The following is a 19,796-nucleotide window of genomic DNA, read 5'->3' on the forward strand; positions in this document are numbered from 1 at the left end:
AGATATGAAACTGGAGCGTTTGTTAGCTGTTGTGGTGTTACTCATCAATCGTGGACGAGTACAAGCCAAAGACTTGGCAGATACGTTCGAAGTATCCATCCGTACCATCTATCGGGACATCGATACATTGGGTCAAGCAGGCATTCCAGTGGTGACGTATCAGGGCGCAAGCGGCGGGATTGGTCTGGCAGAGGGCTACCGTCTGGATCGAAACGTATTAACAGACAAGGACCTCGCGTCCATCGTCACTGCACTGCGCAGCGTATCCACCTCCCATGCCAATGCGGCGCGTGAGCTTCTGGTGGAAAAACTAAGCAGCATCGTGCCTGAAGCCAAGAATGATGATTTTCAGGCCAATACCAATCGTTTCATCGTCGATTATTCAACCTGGACACATCCCGAAGCACTGCAACTTAAGCTTCAACTAATCGAACAGGGCATGGATCAATTACGACCTGTCACCTTTACCTACTGCAGTGCGGAAGGTACACATACCCACCGAACTGCGGACCCTCATACCATCGTACTCAAGAAGCATTCCTGGTACCTGTATGCCTTTTGCCACGAGCGAAATCAGTTTCGCATGTTCAAGCTTGTACGTATGCAAGATGTCACGCTTGCGAATGAGCACTTCGAGCGTAAAGTTATTAACCCACAGGACAGACCCTGGCAGCAGGAATGGACCCGTCCGGGCAGTCAGGCTGGGTTAACCTTGAGATTCCATGCTCGCGTCCGTCATCTAGCGGAAGAATGGTTCGGGATTGAGAACGTCATCCCTGATGGAAATGGCTATTACATCAGCCAGGTTGCTTTTCCCGAGGATGCCTGGTTATACGGGTTCATTCTGGGCTTCGGCGCGGATGTTGAAGTATTGGAACCTCAGCATATTCGGGACGAAGTCTGCCGTATCGCCGAGCAAATTGTACAAAAATATATAACCCCGACTCAAACCTGACAGACAGCTGTCCAGTTCCTCCCCGTATACTTCAGATATATTCAATCTGTACATATCCAAGGAGGAATTAATAATGAACGTCACTGTATGTCAAAGCTGCGGAATGCCGCTGACAACCCCTGCTCAATTGGGCACCGAAGCAGATGGAAGCACGACCCGTGAATACTGTATCTATTGTTACAAGGAAGGCACGTTCGAACAGCCTGGTATTTCACTGGAAGGCATGACCGAGATGTGTACTGCCATTCTGAAGGACGAGGGCATGGACGAGGAATCTGCTCGGTCGATGCTTCGTAACCAGCTGCCCTTTTTGAAACGATGGCGTACTACTGCGGTTGATCAACATGCGGAATTCCTAGCGGGGAACTCAGCTGCTGCTACTCATCCAGGTCAGGTAACAACAGACAATTCATTCTCTACCCAGCCGGTTCGTTATGTCACGCTCCCAGGCAAACGTCTTGCTGGCGTATCCGCCCGTACAACCAATGCCATTGAGATCAGTGGCAAAGGCTGTATTCAGGGACTCTGGAACAATTACTTTTCCTCAGAGCACCTCCCTGCACCGGAAGCTGCCCGCTATGGCTGTTACGCGGACTACACCGATGGCATAACCGGAGAATACACCATACTGGTGGGGCATGAGGTCAGCTCCGATGAATCCTTACCTGAAGGATTGGATGACATTCTGCTCCCTCCTGCGACTTACGCCGTATTCACTTCCAGAAAAGGACCCATGGCAGAGGTTGTCGGCGAAGCATGGGGAGCCGTGTGGGCATGGGACAAACAAAGCGACCGGACCTTCACAGGAGATTTCGAATTGTATGATGAGCGCAGCCTGAATCCCGAAAGTGTACAAGTCGATGTATACATCGCTGTTCGTCAAAATAGATAAAGAATACGATATACATCTCAGACTGAATCAAAGTTAGTTCGCATCCTTCTTCATATCACATCAGCTGCCGAGTTTGCTCGGCAGTTTTTTGTCATAACCGGAACTACATAACCACCTAAGCAACCCGACTATGGTACCAAGTTAGTTAGCATGCTTTGCATCATTCAACCAGATAATATGCCTCATATGCCGGTACCATTGACTTCCTTAGAATTAGGACTATTCACATAACAACCAATTCCATCCTCCCACATGAAACCTGTCATATCAGGTTCTTTACTCCTGAATTTCCCTAAAAACGTTTACATCTGCTCAATACGGGGTAAAATCACTACAATCCAATTGGATTTACATTCTAAAGTCATCTATTTCGTCTAACAAGTCATATGTACCTATATGCGCACATGGCAACATAACCAGTCGAAATACATAATTTAAAAAAATGCATCAAAGGAGGAACCAAGATGATCCGCATGCCTATTCAGCAAATGATCCCGTACCACCACCAATATCCGCGCAACACGGCGACCACTGCTCCTAAAAAGGAGAATGAGAACACTCAAGGTCTATCCTTTCATGAAATTCTGCAGCAAAAAATGGCGAAGAAGAATGCGTCTCCTTCCCTTCGATAAAATGGACACCGGACCTTATTCGAGTACGGTTATCAACCGTCTTTCCGCAGCTTGGCGGAAGGGCGGTTATTGGCGTTGAGCAACAAACAACTGTACAGTCCTCAGTCATGTTTTTATAATGGTTTAAATATCTTCAAGATCCATGACATATACGAACTGTAAAAGGGGACTTAGCCTATGATCACCATTGGTTGTTTTCACGCACACTATTCCAACATCGCTTTAATTGAAGAAACGCTTGCTCCTTATGGTGTTGAATTGGTCCATTACGTCGATCCAGGTTTGGATCGTCTTAAACATGATGCTGACTTTTCTGATGTGGTCATTCACGAAAAAGTAGCACAGACGCTCCACTGGATCGCTGAGTGTCATGCAGATGCCATTCTGGTCACGTGTACCCTCTTTGCGACAGTACTGGGGCAAGAAGCCAAACAGGTCCCTGTGCCTGTGATTGGCATAGATGATCCGCTATTGCAGGAAATGCGGCGAATATCAGAGGATTACATCATCGTTTTCACCAACCCCGCAACCATTGAAGGAACGATGGCACGGGTGAATCAGGCGTTACAGCAAGAGGAGGAAAATGGGCAACTATACGTTTCCCAGACACCTCAGACGGAAGCAGTGTGCATTCCGGGTACATTCGAGTTGATTATGCGCGGAGATAAGCGAGGGTATCACGAAGCGGTACGTGAAGGATTACAGCAGATTGCTGTGCAGTATCCCGGTAAAAGGGTAGTCGCAGCCCAGCTCTCCATGGCTCCTGCAGCTTCACAGGTTACAGCAGACATGGGCATTGATATCCATAGCCCGTTGGCATTGCTTGCGACGTATTTGGAAAAGAATTTGGGGTTAGTTCGTCAATAGTAGCGGATTTGGGGTGAAGTATTACAATCACTAAAGACATGTGAAAACCAATATGTGGTGGGAATAGGCTTGCCTCCAGTGGGAGGTGATCCTACGAACTTCTCTTTTAACGACGTAAAGTGTTCGCGATGTTAATTATTGCACTCCTGACATACATCGATCGTAAAAAGAAGTGACCCGCCACAGGTTGACGGCCTGACGGGTCACTTCATCTGAACTTGCTGCACTCGGAGGAATACCCACCGCAAATGCTGTGCAGGAGTAGCCATTGGCCTGGCTACTCTTATTGTTGTTTACTTACATTCATTTTATTAACATCTGCTAGACAATCAACCATAATACTGATAAAAAGTATCAGGAAGCTGATCAGGAACACGAAGAAGGCGACATGATAGCAGCATTCTCACTTTTAAACGATGTCAGACTGCCCAGCTTACGTTGTAACGGCGCCTAGGAACGTGTCCGATATTCCTCTGCCTTTTCCTGCATGCCCGCAGCTACAGCCTCATTCTCGGACAATCCTTTGTCCGCGGCAAAGGCACGAATGTCCTGCGTAATGCGCATGCTACAGAACTTCGGTCCGCACATGGAGCAGAAATGAGCTTCCTTGGCCCCTTCTGCTGGCAGCGTCTCATCATGATAGGACAGCGCACGTTCAGGGTCCAGTGACAGGTTAAACTGGTCACGCCAGCGGAACTCGAAGCGCGCTTTGGACAGGGCGTCATCCCGGCGCTGGGCACGTGGATGGCCTTTCGCCAGATCCGCGGCATGGGCTGCGATCTTGTAGGCGATAACCCCTTCCCGCACATCATCCTTGTTGGGCAGGCCCAGATGTTCTTTTGGCGTAACATAACAAAGCATGGACGTGCCGAACCAGCCAATCATGGCCGCCCCAATGGCGGACGTGATGTGATCGTATCCCGGCGCGATGTCGGTCGTCAGCGGCCCCAGCGTATAGAACGGTGCTTCCTGACAGATCTCCATCTGCAAGTCCACATTTTCCTTGATCTTGTGCATCGGCACGTGACCCGGGCCTTCAATCATCACCTGCACATCGTGCTTCCACGCGATCTGTGTCAGTTCTCCAAGCGTCGCCAGTTCCGCCATCTGAGCTTCATCGTTGGCATCGTAGATGCTGCCTGGGCGGAGACCATCTCCCAGTGAGAACGCTACATCATACCTTTTCATAATCTCGCAGATTTCTTCAAAATGGGTGTACAAAAAATTCTCCTGATGATGCGCAAGGCACCATGCTGCCATAATGGACCCACCGCGAGACACAATGCCTGTCATCCGCTTGGCCGTCATCGGGATATAACGCAGCAGTACACCTGCATGAATCGTAAAGTAGTCCACACCCTGCTCTGCCTGCTCAATAAGCGTGTCCCGGTATAACTCCCAGGTCAGCGCTTCCGCTTCGCCATTCACCTTCTCCAGCGCCTGATACAGCGGCACCGTACCGATTGGCACAGGTGAATTGCGAATGATCCATTCCCGGGTGGTATGAATGTCTTTGCCTGTGGACAGATCCATTACGGTATCCGATCCCCAGCGTACCGCCCAGGTCATCTTCTCCACCTCTTCTTCGATGGAAGAAGATACAGCAGAGTTGCCAATGTTGGCATTGATCTTCACATGAAAATGACGACCAATCAACATCGGCTCACTCTCCGGGTGATTGATGTTAGACGGCAGGATGGCTCTTCCACTCGCCAGTTCCTGGCGCACGAATTCCGGCTCCACGCCTTCACGAATGGCAGCAAACTCCATCTCTGCCGTAATGACTCCCTGCCTCGCATAATGCATCTGAGTCACACAGCGTCCCGTCTGTGCTCGCAGCGGTTTGCCACGCAATCCAGGGTACTCTTCGGCTCCAGCTCTCTTCCCTCCGGGCTTTAATCCGTTATCCTCGGGTTTAACTGTACGGCCTTGGTAAGCCTCCACATCGCCACGCTCTGTGATCCAGCGGGTACGCAGGGCTGGTAGACCTGCCCGGATATCGGCATGAAATGCGGGATCAGTCATGGGACCGCTCGTATCGTAGACACGCAGCGGTTCGTTATGCTCCACCCCTTGGGGAGTATTCGTGTCATGAAGGGCTATTTCACGCTCCGGAACAGCAATGTCCGGCCGTGAGCCCTGAATGTAGACTTTGCGGCTGCCCGGAAAGGGCTGAACCCGTCCGGCCGCCTCTGTTTTCTTTTCCACCTGCTGACCCGTAAGTTCCTGTTCCATCGCTTGTTGTCCCGTTTGATCTCCTGTACTCATGTTCACTTGTCTCCTCCTTAGTGTTCCTTCGCTTGGTTTGGTTGGTATCATCATTAGCTCGCTTACGTACCTGTCCCAAATCAACGCAATGCAGAGAAGAAAGAGCGATCCTACACCAACCAGAGGAGACATCATTCATGTACAGTTCACAACATAACGGAGGTTACCACAGATCATGGATCTACACTGATTTCTCTCCTTATCCAAGCCCACTTTGCAGGTTATTGAAAAAGAAGCCCATGGAGTCCGCACTATATCGCCTGTTCCCTGTATATAAAAAAGCCGGTCCCCGAAGGAACCGACTTTTATGTCCATCACCAATAATGCACCTTCAATCAGCTCCTTAACGGAGCACTGCAAGGGTCACATTATGTGGTGGTTGTGGTCATATCGCCGATTACTTCCCTACGCTGGTATGATCCAGATCAGGTGCAAAGGGTCCGGAATCTCATGCGATTCCGTCTCAGTCCGGACAGTTCGGACTCCCCCAGTAACGTTAACAAGTTGCGGCTTACACAAGCCGCTGTTCATATGCAATGAAGCTGGCCCCGCTGGGCCGTCCATTACAGAGTAGCGCAACCGGAACATAAAAACAACCTTTATATTCCAGATTGCTAACTTAATTGGTGACAGACCTTACATCAACATCAGGATAACATGAGCCCCATCTGCGTAGCAGCTTCCTTTAGCACAGGTGCGTATTCGTGCAAAGTCTCCTGCGAGAGTCGGCTGACAGGTCCTGAGACCGAGAGCGCAGCTGCAATATTGCCTCTACGATCCATAATCGGCACCGATACCGCCGCAGCTCCCGGCTCACGTTCCTCGTAACTCGTGGCATATCCGTTATCCCGGATGTCTCCCATCTGCGCCAAATACACCGCTGGATCGATAAATACCGGCCATTCAGGCCCATTCATCAGTTCTTCACGGTCCTCGTCCGTCGCAAACGCCATCAAGACTTTGCTGGAAGCCCCGACAGATAGCGGGAGTCTAACCCCGACGGGAGCAACACGGCGAATTGCCTGATCACTTTGTACAGCCTGAATCCGAATCCGTTCACTGCCATCACGCAGGTACAGACTTACGGTCTCTCCCAACCGGTCTCTCAGTCGCTCCATTGCAGGCAGCAGCAAAATCGCCGGATCATCACTGCGTGACATATGGGCTGATAGCTCCCAGATTCGTATGCCAAGTCGGTACTTCTCCGTTGCCGCATCCCGGATGACAAAGCCTCGATCCTCCAGCGTAGCCATCAGGCGATGCACTGTACTTTTGTGCAAACCAATCTGACTGGCAATTTCGGTGAGTCCCAGATCACTGCGCGTGGTAAAACATAATAATATATCCAGCGCCCGTTCTACAGCCCGGACGGTTAACTTACGATCTTCCATGGCATAATGCCCTCCTCATGTTTCATCACATGAAACTTGGTTACATAAATTATATGAGAAACGGTCTCATCTGTAAACCAAAAAAGAGTCAAGATCTGAATAGGCCAAGTTATAAATATTTCCTTTTTATAAGACTAAATCCCCTGTAATTTACTCGCTAAGGGAATGTTACCCATATATCTTAAGAACTATATAACAATTGCGTAACAAATGCCCTCAATCAATTGACTTTGACTATATTGGAACATACGATAAAGATATATTACTTTAAGATATCGCTCTGAAGCAGGTTCTGAAATAGACGTAATTCTCTTTTCATGTCGTTGTTATCTTCAACTGAACTTCAAAGGAGGGGCATTCATGTATCCAACATCCCAGAGCGAAGCCCCGCTGCAAACAAAAGTGTCCGATCTGCCCTCTTCGTTATCACCGAGGCTGATTCGGTTCAAACATATTATCGTAGCGTTGCTGCTCTCCGTTGTATTTTTCCTGCTGTTTTGTTTTATTGCACTGCATGGTTATATCGCATGGGTATTATCCAACCCAACTGTAGCGCCTGTCTTCTCCAATCCGATGCAGGCCAAGAACATGAAGTACGAAGACATCACGTTTCCGGCAGCAGATGGCAGCCGGACGATGCAGGGATGGTATATTCCTGCTGACAACACTGCGAGCAAAACGATCATCTTCAGTCACGGATATGGTGCCAACCGTGAAGAAACATGGGTACCTATGTACGATCTGGCCCACTATGCCCATCAACTCGGGTTCAACGTGGTGATGTTCGATTACGGTTTTGCCTCCCAAGTGAACAAAGCTGTAGCCACAGGTGGGAAAGCCGAGTCACAGCAGTTGCTCGGTGCCATCCAGTTTGCCAAGCAGCGTGGTGCACAGGAATTGGTTGTCTGGGGCTTCTCGATGGGTGCCGGTACTGCGTTACAAACCGGACTCATTACGAAGGAAGTGGATGCGATGATTCTGGACAGTTCGTTCTTGCTTGAGCCGGACACACTGTACCACAACATTCACAACCAGATTGACCTCCCGCGTCAACCGACACTGGAGATTATGAAACTGTTGTTCCCCGTTCTGAATGGAACCGGATTACAGCAGATTCCGTATCAGGAAGTAAAAAAAGAGGACTATCCGTTCCCGATCTTCTTTATCCACGGTACAGAGGACGAGAAGGCACCTTACCCGATTGCAGAGGAGCTCGCTGCCAACCAGACCAATCCGTACTCGGATGTATGGATTGTCCAGGACGCGCATCATGAACTTATTTTCCGAGAACACTCGAAGGAATATATTCGCCGTGTCTCTACGTTCCTGAGTCATGTAACGAAGACAAGCAGTGACGATGTGCAGAACACCAATAGTGGAGAATAACCGTATTTAATAATCGAGTTTCTCGTTGATTCTTGAGCCCTCCGGGGCTCTTTTTTTTGCATTCATAGGACAACAGGCCAGTGGAATATACTCTTGGGACGCATTAAGCGACGGTATGAGCATGCATTAAAATTCATCTGAAGGAGGTCCACCAGATATGAACTGGTATGGATATGGTCACCTGCTGCCTCTGCGGACATTGGAGGAAATCCGTTTCTGGAAAGAGCAGGAGAAAGAACATACGCTAGTCATTCGTGCACTGGTCCCTGAACTGGAGCCCCCATACGTTAAGCTCCTGGAGGAATGGGAGGCTACTTTTGAGCACAGTGAGAGAGTAGCGAATCAGCTATTAAAGCAACTATTACCGGGAACCCATCCACCCGCCCCCTACATGATTGGTTGTGTTGATCAACTCATATCGGCTGCCCGCCAGCAATCCAGAGAGTTCATCAAACAGCTGTATGTTCTTCTGGAGCAAAGCGCTGCTGTTCAAGCTGTTCCGCTTACCAAAGTACTCATTTTGCATTTTATCCGCGAATCGGAGTATTTCCTCGGCGTACTGGATACACTCGGTCAACCTGGCGTCATGCAAGATTCGACCACAGAGCAATCTTTTTCATTGGAAAATGCGTTGCAAACAACGATTTCAGGGAACATCAATCGAGAGGCTATAGAAGCTCCATCTTCCATCGAGGGAAACGTGAATGCTCCATCTCCTTCCGCACATATCCAATCAGCAGCCGTCCAACCACCTTCTACCGGAACAACTCAAACCATGCCCAGCACTACAGCACCTCCAGTAAAAGAAAAGCCAGTTCCCATTGGTGGGCACACACTGCCACCACTTCCCTATGCTTACAATGCGCTGGAGCCGCATATTGATGAGCTGACGATGCGTATCCATCATGACAAACACCATCAATCCTACGTGGATGGACTGAATGTAGCGGAGAAGAAGCTGGCTGAGTCGCGGAAAAAGAATAACTTTGAACTCATCAAGCACTGGGAACGTGAACTTGCCTTCAATGGGGCAGGCCACTACCTGCATACGATCTTCTGGACGATTATGAATCCTGCTGGCGGCGGCAAACCTTCCGGTATGCTCGCAGAGCAGATCAAACGGGATTTCGGTAGCTACGAAGCATTCAAGAACCAATTCACGGAAGCCGCGAACAAAGTAGAAGGCAGTGGCTGGGCGATGCTTGTCTGGAGCCCGAGAGCACACCGCTTGGAGATTTTGCAGGCAGAAAAACACCAGAACCTGTCCCAGTCCGACATCGTTCCACTCCTGCCTCTGGATGTCTGGGAACACGCCTACTATCTGAAGCATCAGAATGAACGTAAAAAGTATATCGAGGACTGGTGGAATGTCGTCTACTGGCCGGCTGTGGCCGAACGTTACGAAACGGCACGCAAGTTATTGTGGCCACCTTACTAACATCGGGATAAGAGTGTATGTAAAAAAGAGATATCTCCAGCCGAATGACTGAAAGATATCTCTTCTAGAACTTCATACAAAAAAGCAAGTCTCCTGTTAAAGAGACTTGCTTGTATTTTGAGAGACTTCCTATTTCAAGATGCTCACTTAAGAAGCACAGCCCTCGCACGCCACATAGTTGTCGCCAACCTGTTTGCTAATTGCGATCAGGTCGCCCAACTTGATATCAGCTTCATCTGTAAACTCCAGATCGGCAATACGTGCAACGATCAGTGTAGCAGCCTCTTCCTTGCTTGTTGCCATTTGGCTGAACTCAGACTTTTCGCCTGTAGATACAACCTCATATAAGTACGTATATCTCAACGTTTCCATCCTAACACTCTCCTTCCGAAATCACATCATATCATCTCTATTACCCAATTCCAAGTCCAAGTAAAAAGAACTTAATCATAGCGCAGTTTCATCTGCTCAGCTGTCTGTCGTACCTCTTCAGAACCGACGCTTAACACGCGGCTTGTCTCCGCCTTGGGATAACGATTGCGCAGGGTTCGAACCAATGAGGCAGTATATGCCGCCGCAGAAGGCACACCTGCCAATTCTTTCAGACTGGCCATCGTGCCCGGCTGAACATCAGGATATCCTTCAATCGCCCCACCTGCTGCATGCTGATAGAATTTACGTACGTCTGCTGCCAATTGATCTCCCTGGCCTTCCACGATGATAAAAGCAGTAATGATATACGCCTTGGCTTGCCTGCGCTGGGCAATACCACAGAATTTAAGTCCACCTACACTGACATCATAATCCCCCGGGCAAAAAGCACCCTGCACTTCGCCTGTCTGCGCCTGATTCGACCACGGCGCTAGCGACTCGGCAATAATCGAAGCCATCTCCCGGAAATCATCATGAATATTAATGGCGTGTCCGGGATTAGGCAGAATCAGTGACACATTGACGATCCCTGGATTTAGAGGAACCGCGGCTCCTCCGGAAGGCCGGACACAGACCGCTGTACCCTGGCTTCTTATCCGTTCCATCGATTCTACAGCCTGTGGCAGCCTGCGGTCACGCAAACCCGCTACAAAGGCATCTGGATGTCGCCATATATGCGCAACAGGCAGATGTCCTACCCCGACCCGTCTGCACATGACTTCTTCCCATGCAAAAGCTTCGAGCACGCTGCTGCCGTGTCGCTTGAGTGGTGTCTCCCAGATTTGCAAACGCATTGTATGTTTATCCGCTTGTAGTCCCTTTTCCGGCTGAACCGGTTGATCTGAATGGGAAGGTACACTCATCGTTCCATTACCTCCGGCTAACGAATTCGGTTGTATGCATTCTATGAATGAGGAAAAACGCCATATATAAATAAGCCGGTTCCCCAGGGAACACGGCTTATTTATATCACATCCAATGGCTTCAGAAACTCGAAACTTCTGCTTCCAAAACCAAGAGGATCTAACCATCCGGCTTGTCCAGCAAGTGGACATACCCGATCTTAATCTTTTACCAAAGACAAGAACTCGGCACGTTGAGCGGGATTCTCACGGAAGGAACCACGTACAGCAGAGGTTACCGTCTTGCTTCCCGGCTTCTTCACACCGCGGGAACACATACACAAGTGCTCGCCCTCCACAACGACCATAACACCGTGTGGCTCTACGGCCTCTGTCAAAATGTCAGCGATCTGTGAAGTAATACGTTCCTGAACCTGCAGGCGACGTGTTACAGCTTCAACCAGACGAGCCATTTTGCTCAAACCGACGATTTTGCCGCTTGGTACATACCCAATGTGCACCTTGCCAAAGAACGGCGCCATATGGTGCTCACATTGACTGTAGTAGACAATATCTTTAACGATAACCAGCTCTTCATGATTCTCGTCAAAAGTAACACCGAGCACATCGCGCGGGTCTACTTCATATCCGCCAAAAATTTCTTCATACATTCGGGTCACACGTGCAGGCGTTTCAAGCAGCCCTTCACGTGTACTATCTTCTCCGATCAATTTCAGGATCTGCTCTACATGATACTCGATCTTCTCCCGATTGTCGGACACTTTTGAATTCAAATAATCTTTAACGCCAGCCACTGCCGAACGCCTCCTTTCGAACCACATACGGTAAGCAGTTATTCACTGCTATTATTTTCGGCGGCCCGAATTTTTACGCGCAGGATGTTGTTGCGGCTGGGGCATTTTTGCTCCTGGCTGCTGGTTCTTCATCATCTGCTGGGCACGCTGCATTTGCTTGCCGTTCAGGTTGTAGCCCATTTGCTTCGCCATTTTCTGAAGCATGTCCGGATTGCTTTGCATTTTCTCAAGTTGTTTACGCAAGTAGAACACCCCGATGAAAAATCCCCCGACCAGACCAACAATCAATGTAATAATCGGAATTGCTATCTCCATCTCTTAGACACCTCTGTATGCATTCTAAAAAGCCTTATAGTCCGTGTCACTTCATGATGTTAAACACACATGTTGCAAACCTGACACAGACCGGATTTCCTGAAAGTATCATAGCATTTCCGCACGCCTTGAGCAAACGGATTTTCCAGTTGAACTGACCGCAAGCTAACTCATGACAGCTTCGATGAAAACGGTTGTATGCTGGGCCAGATCGATTTCGACCACATCCAGAGAATAACGTGTACTGCCGCGTGCCACTCGGATTACAGGTCTGCCTGGCAATCCCCGATGCTGACGCACAATGACTCCCGTCTCTTTGGTAGACAGCCTCACGGCTGTACCATTGGGGTATACCGATACACTTTTGTTGAACTCAATCAGAATGTCTCGATCCAGCCTGGTGTTAGACATTGCCATCATCTCTTCACAGGCTTCATGTGGCAACAGGCTGTCCTGCGATAATCCATTAATCAGATTATCATAGATGTTAGCCGCACTAACGATTCTTGCAAACAGATGGATATCAGTTCCCTTTATGCCTCTCGGCATGCCTGTACCATCTACATGCTCATGATGTTGTAAGGCTGTATGGGCGACCAACAGACTGAACTCCCGCTTGTTCTTAATCACTTCGAATCCGCGCCACGTATGATGCAGCGAAGAATTGGCAGCAGAACCACTGCCAGGAGGTTCCCCCACTTTGCCAATATCATGCAATAATGCCCCCACAGCAAGATCCTTCAGTTGGTTATAGCTGAGTCCCATATTCATTCCGATGACCGAAGACAACAAACATACATTCATCGCGTGAACATACTGCGCATTGTCTTTGGTGCGAATATCGGTGAGCTGCACCAGCAACTCACGCCCGTTCAGAACATCATTCAGCAATTTGTCTATACTGAGAGCTACCCTTCTTGGACTCCAATCCTTCCCGGAACGCACCGCTTCAAGTGTGACACTCATTTCGTTAATTATTGCCCGTTTCGTGGTTTCATCCAGAATGTCTTCTGAATCCACATCTTTGTAAGCTTCATCCTGGATGTACAGCATGGTCACGCCAATACGTTTCAGCGTATTGACCATATATACGGTGAGCTGGACTCCGGCAGACAGCAGTACCGTACCATTACTGGAATATACCGTCTTGCCCAGAAGCTCCCCCGCTTCCACGCTCTCCACGTTTACATACTTCATGAACGTCCCCCGCTCTTACGATCGCTGCTCCAAAGCGAGCAATTGCTCCTTGGTTTGCAGACCGCCTACATAACCCACCAGTGTGCCGTCTTTACCGCTGATGCGGTGACAGGGAATAATAATCGGAATCGGATTCTTGCTAATGGCGTCCAGAACTGCACGAACAGCCTTGGGCCTGCCGATGATTTCCGCAACCTGTTGGTGTGATGAGGCCTCTCCATAAGATATATCGGACAGAACTTGCCATACTTGTAGCTGGAATGGTGTTCCAAGCCGATCAAGCTGCAATTCGAACGTCTTTCTTTCTCCTGTAAAATACTGTTGTAACTGCTTTGCAGCTTCGCTGAGCTTCTCTTCATTTTTCTCATATCGATACTCGCCAATCCAGGTACGGGCCCATTGCTGCAGGTGAGCTTCGCGTACGTGAAAGGCGCCAAAGTCGATGTGACACAGTCCTTCATCCGTAGCACATAACGTTAGTGTACCAATCGGTGTCAGTACCTCATCGTAGTATACAGGCTTGCCATGAAGCCCCGTAACTGCTGAAGGCTTCCACGCTGCGGCTTCCGGTTTGGCTGGCTGTGCAGATTGCCCACTACCCGGTTCAGTCGCAGCTTCCATTTTCAACTCCTGTTGTAATGCCTGTAATGTGTTGGGCTCGTTATTCTTCTGTTCCTCTGGCTGCTTCTCACTCACTTGTCCAGCCTGTGGCTGTTTGGGTAAGGTCTCGGACGAACTCAGTCGTTCCTTGGCCTTCTGCAGCATGCTTAGTACGTTCCCATCTTGTTCGTTAGCGGCAGCTTCCCCAATTGCTCTCATGGCGTCTTCTCCTCCAATTCTGCTTAGCGCCCAGGCTGCAGTTCCCCGTAGCTCAGGGCGCGGATCACGTTTTAGTACTTCCGTAAGTTTGGGTACAGCACTTTTATCTTTGAAATTGCCCAGGGCAATAACGGCGTTACGTTGAATCGGCTTCTTGCCACGCCATGCGGCCGAACTCTGACCGAAACGTTCCTTGAACTCCCGGTTGCCAATATCCAGTAGCGGTAGGAGCAGCGGCTTCACAATCTCCGGATCGGGATGAAACTCGGGATGGTGGTCCCAGTTCTTGCCACGGTTCTTCGGACAGACAATCTGACAAGTATCACAACCGTACAGACGGTTGCCAATTTTCAGCATAAATTCTTCATCCACGAACCCTTTGGTTTGGGTTACAAAAGAAATACACCGTGATGAATTTAACTGTCCGGGTCCTACTAATGCTCCTGTCGGACAGGCATCGATACATTTCGTACACTCACCACAGTCCTCAGTTACAGGTGTATCCGGCTGGAATGGAATATTCGTCACCAGTTCCCCGAGGAAAATCCATGAACCGAATTTGGGTGATATAATGGCACAGTTCTTGGCACTAAAACCAATCCCCGCACGCTGGGATACCGCACGATCTACCAGTGCTCCGGTGTCAACCATACTTTCGATCATGGCTTCAGGTACGCGCTCCCGTATGAAATTAACCAGCTTGTCCATGGCTGTACGCAGAACCTGGTGATAATCCTGCCCCCATGCGGAACGGGCAAAGATCCCCCGATAAGCTCCCGGCTCCGACTTCGGTGGATTCACCATCTTCGATGGGTATGCCACGGCTATCGCAATAAGTGAAGCCGGCGCGCCATCCTTCAACTCCGGACGTACCCTTTTCTCAAGATCAGGCTCTTCAAATCCCGACTCATACCCTTTAGCCCGATGCTGTTCGAGTATGGATTTTAGTGTTACGAAGGGTTCTGCCGAAGCAAATCCGATATCATCAATGCCCAGTCCGGGGCCAGCTTCCTTGATCTCCTGTTTTAACTTCTCCCATACGGAGGCTGCCTGTGCCGCCCCGGTCTGTACGCTCGTCATTTCTCTTTCCTCTTTTCTTCCGACACTTATTCCGTAAATAGTGAACGCCCGCCTCACGGTAAGAGAGGACAGGCGTTCATTTCTGTATATGCCTTGCATACTTGAATTCAAACGGAACGAGTCTATATAATTTAACGCAAAATGCGCTCTGAAGTTGTTGTCTCGCCAGCATTTTACAATTTTTTCAATTCAGAAAACGGCCAAAAAATAAATTCAGCCTTGCCTACAATCTCATCGGATGTAATACTGCCAAACACTCGGCTATCCTTACTCTTACCTTCATGACGATTATCCCCCATCACGAAGAAATGATCCGGCTCCAGTGTAATTGGGCCAAAATCCGGGTCTTGTACCTCAATATCAGTATACGTTTCCGCTTGCTGCTCGCCGTTCACATATAGATGGTGATCCCTGACCTCAATCGTATCTCCCGGAAGTCCAACGATCCGTTTAACCAGAAAATCCTTCTTCTCCACGCCTTCGCTTGGATCACGAAGAACAATCACATCTGATCGGGAAGGTGTGCCCAGATGATATACGATTTTGTTGACGAACAGACGATCTCGCTCAACCAGTGTCGGCTGCATGGACTGTCCCTTGACCATCGACAGGTTGAATACAAACAGGTTCAGCAGCATCATGATTACAAAAGCTACAACAATCGTTTTGACCCAATCCCACAGCTCAGCAACCCAGGATTTCCCCGGTTGTTCAGGCTTAGGCGGTTCATTACGTTGGTCGGAAGTCACATGTTCCATTGAAAGGTTATTGGAATTCAAAGGGACACCTCGTTTATCAATTAGTTGAATTCAACGTGTATAATGAATGATCCTACTCCCTTTCAGTCTACTTCATTTGGAAGAGTGAAACAATTGGTTATGAGCACCAATCCCTTGGGTATGACGAGCGTACCCGGAACAACCGTATGGATTTAACAGTACTCGAAGACACCGGAGGAGTATAAGAAGATGTGAAAACAGGAGGAATAATGCGTGAAGAACACTCGTATAAATAGAAAGGCACATCCCTCACGTTATTACACGCTAAAGATATGCCTAATATGAAATGAAAATCTTTTTTTATTTCTTTTTTTAAACATGCAAACTAAGCTTTTGACAAAATACTAAGATTCTGGAAAGCGCTCATAATCTGATTGGCACCGTAACCCATCGCTTCATATAGAGGCATAGCTACTTTGTTGTGCTCATCACCCGCCACCCATACTTGGCTGACTTTACGCTGCTGGAACCTTTGTTCCATAGCCTCGACAAGTGTTTTGCCGACTCCACGGCGACGATAGTCTGGATGTACCGCAATACGGTAGATACAACCCTGGTTGTGATCAATCGTACCGATCAAAGCGCCGACGAGGTCTCCCTCTTCTTCCGCAACCATGATCAGGTCAGAATCCCATGACAATTGACGGGCAAACGGGCCCATCGTGTTCTCATAACACTCTTCCGATAGTGCAACCTGGAGAAGCTCCGTCATCTGGCTTGCATCACTCAACTGAAAGGAACGAACGTGCATGTCTTAAATCTCCCTTTTCGTTAGCTTAGATGAGGTTTTTTACAAAAAGGAATCCCTTTTTACCAAAAACCCAATGTTCATATAATGACAAAAAACGAGAAAATACCGCTTCTTCGTCAATTAAACCATACTTTACTCCATAAAACACGCATTTTCTTTTGAAAGCGCTTAATTGTAACCGTTTACAATGTAATTCTTCATATTTTTGCTTTTAATTCTACTAAAATCACATAAATATATTCATAAAGGGTAAAATATGTTTGTAATCTCTGGCCCATCATTAGATCAACACCTCGGGGTACTTAATAAACAAAAATGTTGCTTAATTAGTCCGAATGCGGTTTAATATTAGTGGCAAGGGTATTAATACATATGTACCTGTTCAAAAAACCTAAAATCTCAGGAGGTATTTCATTATGGCTTTTCAATTACCGGCACTTCCTTACGCTAACGACGCACTGGAACCACATATCGATGCAAAAACGATGGAAATCCACCACGATCGCCATCACAATACTTATGTAACCAACTTGAACGCAGCTCTGGAAAGCGCTCCTGAACTGCAAGAAAAAAGCTTGGAAGATCTGATTGCTAACCTTGACAGCGTACCTGAAGGCATCCGCACAGCGGTTCGCAACAATGGTGGCGGACATGCTAACCACAGCTTGTTCTGGGAAATCATCGGACCTAACGGCGGCGGCGCTCCTACAGGCGATATCGCAGCAGCAATCGATAGCGAACTGGGCGGCTATGACAAATTCAAAGAAGATTTCGCTAAAGCAGCTACAACTCGCTTCGGTTCCGGCTGGGCTTGGCTCGTAGTTGGTAAAGATGGCAAACTGTCCATCACTAGCACACCTAACCAAGACAGCCCTCTCTTCGAAGGTCTGACTCCGGTTCTGGGTCTGGATGTATGGGAGCACGCTTACTACCTGAACTACCAAAACAAACGTCCTGACTACATCGCCGCTTTCTGGAATGTAATCAACTGGGATGAAGTGAACAAACGTTACGCTTCTGCAAAATAAGACGGTTGACCTTAAACGGTTAACATATTAAAAAAGAGCCTGGATTGGTCATTATGACCGATCCAGGCTCTTTTGCTTTCATATCTTCATTATTCCCTAACATCTTCATAAGCGCCAGCAAAATAACTGCTGATTAGCTTCAAGAATATGTTGGGGAATGCCATCTTCTCCATATCTTCTGGACCGATCCAACGGTAGGTCAGGCCATCACCTTTACCTGTCCGTATATTCTGTCCTTCAGAAGCGCTCAGCTCCGATGAATGCGTTGCGGCTAACTCAGGTATCACAGCTGATGATAAGGCTGTGCCTTCCCCTGCTGCCGCCTGTGCATCGTAGGCGGCTCTCGCTTCCGCTGCGATCAGCGGAAGCTCACTGCTCTGGTCCTGCTCAGTACACTTGTACACCTGCAGGCTCCAGACAATGTGGCTGAACACATGCTCCGCATGGGTAGCCAGCCCTTCCGGGCGGGCAGCGAAGCCTTCCGCCCACAGACTGCCGGCCAGCAATGCCATGGCCGGCTCATCCGCCAGCGGCGCTGCCTTCTTGCCTGCTGCGGCGGGCACCGCCAACACATGCGGCAGCTCCCACATGCGGGCGAGCAGGCCCGTATCGGGGCGCTGGCGCACAAGCACTTGGCCGCGATGATCACCGCGGCCCTCCACAATCGCGACCAGCCGCTGCTCAGGGCGCGGCGGCTTCGCCTTGGTCTTGACCGGCAGTGTAAGCTCTCTTCCGGCAATGCGACCGGAACATTGCTCCATGACCGGGCAAGTCAGGCAGTGCGGCGCTTTGGGCGTACACACCAGCGCACCAAGCTCCATCAGCGCCTGATTGAAATCACGCGCCCGCCCTTCCGGAATGAGCTCTCCTGCAAGCTCTTCCATCAACACCCGGGTGCTGCCCTTCATAATGTCCTCATCGATGAGGAAGTATCGGGACAGGACCCGCATGACATTGCCATCTACCGCAGGCTGCGGCTGGTTGAAGGCAATGCTGAGAATGGCCCCGGCAGTGTAGGGGCCAACCCCTTTTAATGCGAAGACGGCCTGCTTGTCCTGCGGCATCTCGCCTCCGTGCAGCTCCATGACTTGTCTCGCGGCTGCCTGAAGATTACGTGCACGGGAGTAATAACCGAGTCCCTCCCAATTTTTCAGAACATCTTCCTCCGGTGCTTCCGCCAGCGCCTGCACCGTCGGGAAGTTCCCGATAAAACGATTGAAATACGGAATCACCGTATCGACCCGCGTCTGCTGAAGCATAATCTCCGATACCCATGTAAAATACGGATTGTTGTGGCGACGCCACGGCAAATCCCGTCGGTTGATCATATACCAATCCAGCAAATTCACGCTGAAATGTCGTTTCTGTTCCATTAAACCCATTTTTCCGTCCTCTCCTATTGCCAAGCTAACTACTTCTCCATCTGTTCCACGATGGCAAAAGCCGCCGCCAGTTCCGTCTGGTGCGTAATACTCAAATGAATGTCATATTGCTTGTCGTATGGCAGCTGCAGGCGTTCCCAGGCTTGACTGGACAGCGAGGCCACTGGACGTCCTGTCCCATCAGGTAGCACTTCTATGTCAGTGAACCCCATAATGCCACCGATCCCGCAGCCAAATGCCTTGGACACCGCTTCTTTTGCTGCAAATCGGCCGGATACAAACTCCGTCATCCGCTTCCCGCGATGGACCGCAATATCCCGCTCTGCTGGCGTTAAGATTCGTTTCATAAAAGCTTCCGCATGGCGACCGGACAGCAGCTTGCGCATACGTCCAATCTCCAGCACATCATTGCCAATGCCATATATCATCAACGTTCACCCGCTTAATCTTTTATACTGTAAGAGGTTATTCAAAAAGTCCGCTTTTGATTACGAAGGATGCCTAATGGCATCATCAGCTTCGAACAT

20 protein-coding genes and 1 riboswitch are annotated in these 19,796 nt (G+C 49.2%); of the genes, 8 read left to right on the forward strand and 12 right to left on the reverse strand.

Features of this window, described 5'->3' with window-relative positions; genetic code table 11:
- Positions 1-4 precede the first annotated feature (4 nt).
- The 5 genes from AC4G47_RS26560 to AC4G47_RS26580 all read left to right on the forward strand — a co-directional run bounded on the left by AC4G47_RS26560 (position 5) and on the right by AC4G47_RS26580 (position 3,522).
- Complete coding sequence (locus AC4G47_RS26560; RefSeq protein ID WP_491103573.1) at positions 5-955, forward strand: helix-turn-helix transcriptional regulator; 951 nt, start codon at positions 5-7, stop codon at positions 953-955.
- A 73-nt stretch (positions 956-1,028) separates the two neighbouring features.
- Positions 1,029-1,847 (forward strand): zinc ribbon domain-containing protein, encoded by an 819-nt coding sequence (locus tag AC4G47_RS26565; RefSeq protein ID WP_491103575.1) that lies wholly within the window; start codon positions 1,029-1,031, stop codon positions 1,845-1,847.
- A gap of 464 nt (positions 1,848-2,311) precedes the next feature.
- Positions 2,312-2,479, forward strand: coding sequence for a hypothetical protein (locus tag AC4G47_RS26570; RefSeq protein ID WP_017690769.1), 168 nt, complete (start codon positions 2,312-2,314; stop codon positions 2,477-2,479).
- Positions 2,480-2,656: 177 nt separating this feature from the next.
- A complete protein-coding gene (locus AC4G47_RS26575) occupies positions 2,657-3,346 on the forward strand; it encodes an aspartate/glutamate racemase family protein (protein ID WP_458125221.1) in 690 nt (229 codons plus the stop codon).
- 119 nt (positions 3,347-3,465) lie between these two features.
- Positions 3,466-3,522 (forward strand): putative holin-like toxin, encoded by a 57-nt coding sequence (locus AC4G47_RS26580; RefSeq protein WP_491106807.1) that lies wholly within the window; start codon positions 3,466-3,468, stop codon positions 3,520-3,522.
- A gap of 274 nt (positions 3,523-3,796) precedes the next feature.
- Here the strand turns inward: AC4G47_RS26580 and thiC are convergent, their stop codons facing one another.
- Both thiC and AC4G47_RS26590 read right to left on the reverse strand, forming a co-directional pair.
- Positions 3,797-5,581 (reverse strand): phosphomethylpyrimidine synthase ThiC, encoded by a 1,785-nt coding sequence (gene thiC / locus AC4G47_RS26585; RefSeq protein WP_491106808.1) that lies wholly within the window; start codon positions 5,579-5,581, stop codon positions 3,797-3,799.
- A 418-nt stretch (positions 5,582-5,999) separates the two neighbouring features.
- Positions 6,000-6,113, reverse strand: a riboswitch (TPP riboswitch).
- 148 nt (positions 6,114-6,261) lie between these two features.
- Positions 6,262-7,005, reverse strand: coding sequence for an IclR family transcriptional regulator (locus tag AC4G47_RS26590; protein ID WP_076216717.1), 744 nt, complete (start codon positions 7,003-7,005; stop codon positions 6,262-6,264).
- Positions 7,006-7,365: 360 nt separating this feature from the next.
- Between AC4G47_RS26590 and AC4G47_RS26595 the strand changes: the two genes are divergently transcribed.
- Positions 7,366-8,391 carry an alpha/beta hydrolase gene (locus tag AC4G47_RS26595; RefSeq protein ID WP_491103578.1) on the forward strand — a complete coding sequence of 342 codons (1,026 nt, stop codon included), beginning with the start codon at positions 7,366-7,368 and terminating at the stop codon, positions 8,389-8,391.
- 157 nt (positions 8,392-8,548) lie between these two features.
- Positions 8,549-9,829: a Fe-Mn family superoxide dismutase gene (locus tag AC4G47_RS26600; RefSeq protein WP_491103580.1), complete on the forward strand. Its 1,281-nt coding sequence runs from the start codon at positions 8,549-8,551 to the stop codon at positions 9,827-9,829.
- A 147-nt stretch (positions 9,830-9,976) separates the two neighbouring features.
- Here AC4G47_RS26600 and AC4G47_RS26605 read toward each other — a convergent pair whose 3' ends face one another.
- From AC4G47_RS26605 to AC4G47_RS26640, 8 genes are all read right to left on the reverse strand, one after another.
- Complete coding sequence (locus AC4G47_RS26605) at positions 9,977-10,201, reverse strand: hypothetical protein (protein WP_145326466.1); 225 nt, start codon at positions 10,199-10,201, stop codon at positions 9,977-9,979.
- Positions 10,202-10,272: 71 nt separating this feature from the next.
- The gene (locus AC4G47_RS26610) at positions 10,273-11,124 is read right to left on the reverse strand and encodes a lipoate--protein ligase family protein (RefSeq protein ID WP_458125211.1); all 852 of its coding nucleotides are present in this window, start codon (positions 11,122-11,124) and stop codon (positions 10,273-10,275) included.
- A gap of 200 nt (positions 11,125-11,324) precedes the next feature.
- On the reverse strand, positions 11,325-11,918 hold the full coding sequence (gene folE / locus AC4G47_RS26615; RefSeq protein ID WP_036668229.1) for a GTP cyclohydrolase I FolE: 594 nt from the start codon (positions 11,916-11,918) through the stop codon (positions 11,325-11,327).
- A gap of 51 nt (positions 11,919-11,969) precedes the next feature.
- On the reverse strand, positions 11,970-12,233 hold the full coding sequence (locus AC4G47_RS26620; RefSeq protein WP_458125210.1) for a YneF family protein: 264 nt from the start codon (positions 12,231-12,233) through the stop codon (positions 11,970-11,972).
- 165 nt (positions 12,234-12,398) lie between these two features.
- Positions 12,399-13,430, reverse strand: a complete 1,032-nt coding sequence (locus tag AC4G47_RS26625) for an HD-GYP domain-containing protein (protein WP_491103581.1) — start codon at positions 13,428-13,430, stop codon at positions 12,399-12,401.
- A gap of 15 nt (positions 13,431-13,445) precedes the next feature.
- Positions 13,446-15,329 (reverse strand): tRNA epoxyqueuosine(34) reductase QueG, encoded by a 1,884-nt coding sequence (gene queG, locus AC4G47_RS26630; RefSeq protein ID WP_491103582.1) that lies wholly within the window; start codon positions 15,327-15,329, stop codon positions 13,446-13,448.
- Positions 15,330-15,502: 173 nt separating this feature from the next.
- Positions 15,503-16,087 (reverse strand): signal peptidase I, encoded by a 585-nt coding sequence (lepB, locus tag AC4G47_RS26635; protein ID WP_482074376.1) that lies wholly within the window; start codon positions 16,085-16,087, stop codon positions 15,503-15,505.
- A 346-nt stretch (positions 16,088-16,433) separates the two neighbouring features.
- Positions 16,434-16,859 carry a GNAT family N-acetyltransferase gene (locus tag AC4G47_RS26640; RefSeq protein ID WP_145326471.1) on the reverse strand — a complete coding sequence of 142 codons (426 nt, stop codon included), beginning with the start codon at positions 16,857-16,859 and terminating at the stop codon, positions 16,434-16,436.
- Between the two features lie 416 nt (positions 16,860-17,275).
- Between AC4G47_RS26640 and AC4G47_RS26645 the strand changes: the two genes are divergently transcribed.
- Positions 17,276-17,887, forward strand: a complete 612-nt coding sequence (locus AC4G47_RS26645; protein ID WP_458125205.1) for a superoxide dismutase — start codon at positions 17,276-17,278, stop codon at positions 17,885-17,887.
- Between the two features lie 89 nt (positions 17,888-17,976).
- Here AC4G47_RS26645 and mutY read toward each other — a convergent pair whose 3' ends face one another.
- Together mutY and acpS are read right to left on the reverse strand one after the other, a co-directional pair.
- Positions 17,977-19,269, reverse strand: a complete 1,293-nt coding sequence (mutY, locus tag AC4G47_RS26650) for an A/G-specific adenine glycosylase (RefSeq protein ID WP_491103584.1) — start codon at positions 19,267-19,269, stop codon at positions 17,977-17,979.
- A gap of 29 nt (positions 19,270-19,298) precedes the next feature.
- On the reverse strand, positions 19,299-19,697 hold the full coding sequence (gene acpS, locus AC4G47_RS26655) for a holo-ACP synthase (protein ID WP_458125203.1): 399 nt from the start codon (positions 19,695-19,697) through the stop codon (positions 19,299-19,301).
- Between the last annotated feature and the right edge of the window lie 99 nt (positions 19,698-19,796).

This window comes from Paenibacillus sp. Negev47 (genome assembly GCF_058313655.1).